This window comes from Deinococcus sp., from assembly GCF_018260555.1.
In the GTDB taxonomy this organism is placed as follows: domain Bacteria; phylum Deinococcota; class Deinococci; order Deinococcales; family Deinococcaceae; genus Deinococcus.
The window spans coordinates 1-1,177 of sequence record NZ_JAGLBB010000070.1; the positions used below are offsets into that span (position 1 = coordinate 1).

At 62.2% G+C, this 1,177-nt stretch carries 2 protein-coding genes; both read right to left on the reverse strand.

Going from position 1 to position 1,177, the window contains the following annotated elements; genetic code table 11:
• Positions 1 to 34: 34 nt before the first annotated feature.
• Entirely contained in the window at positions 35 to 718 is a 684-nt protein-coding gene (locus QZ271_RS12135) for an IS3 family transposase (protein WP_291431831.1), read from the reverse strand.
• Positions 715 to 1,014 (reverse strand): transposase, encoded by a 300-nt coding sequence (locus tag QZ271_RS12140; protein WP_291431833.1) that lies wholly within the window; start codon positions 1,012 to 1,014, stop codon positions 715 to 717. Before QZ271_RS12140 ends, QZ271_RS12135 begins: the two co-directional genes overlap by 4 nt.
• Positions 1,015 to 1,177: the final 163 nt, after the last annotated feature.

Genomic DNA, 1,177 nt, shown 5'->3' on the forward strand with positions numbered 1-1,177 from the left:
AGTTTGGGCAGGCATCGTCAGCGATACCCAGACTCTACACTTTGCGCCGCACCCCACCCCCCTGCTGAGCAGTTACTCCCTTCCTGGACATACTCGGGGTCACGTCCATAGACCGCAAGCGGTCCACGTATACCCGATTCGCATATTGCGCTCCTTGGTCCGAGTGGTGAAGCAGACCTGCCGCTGGACAACGCGCCGCGAGCGCGTTGTTGAGGGCGGCCAGCGGCAATGCGGCGTCCATGAACCTAGAAATCGACCAGCCGACGACCTCGCGGGTAAAGCTGTCCAGCACGCACGCCAAGTAGACGAAGCCCTGCTTCACCCGAACGTACGTGAGATCGGCCTGCCAGACCTGATCGGGTCTGGTCGGAATGACGTGTGCCAACAGGTTGGGAAACCGGGGCTTGCTGTGGGTGGAGTCCGTGGTGGCCTGGTACCGCCGTTTGGGTCGGCACAGCAGCCGACGTTCCCGCATCACCCGAAGGACGCGCTTGTGGTTGGCTGGGGATCCTCTGCGGGCGAGTTCATGGGTCACCCGGCGATAGCCGTACCCGCTCCACTTCAACACCACCGCCTCAATGTCCTCGGCCAGCTGCGTATCCCGGTCGACCACCTCACGGCCCAGCTGATGGGCATACCAGGAGCGGCTGACATCGTGCAGTTCATAGAGGCGACGCACCGACACCGTGGGATGCGCGTGTCGCGCATCCGTAATCATCTGGTGCCTTTTTTCGAGGGGTACGTCGCCAGCGATTTCTTCAGGATCGAGTTCTCCAGGGCCAGCTGGCCACAGTACCGCTCCAACTCCGCGATGCGAAGTTCCGCGCTGCGGTCGGCTTTGGCACCGTCGGTGAATGCGGCCTCACCGCGGTCTTCGACTTCTTTCCGCCATCGGTGAATCAGGCTGGGAGCCAGTGAGTGCTCCCGGCAGAGTTGGGCGGTGGTGTGCAGGCCAGCGTTGACCTGACCGACCACCTGAAGCTTGAACTCACGGCTGTGATTCCGTCCTGGCATCTGGGCTCCTTCGCGGTGCAATCAGCGTAGCTGCTGATCGGGACGAAGTGTCTTGGCCTGTGGTCCTGTCCGGAGGGTTCATTCCATGCAGCGCATCTGGCATCAGGAAGCACTCACCGTCACGACCAGGGTCGCCAGGAAAATCCGTACTGGCGCCACGATT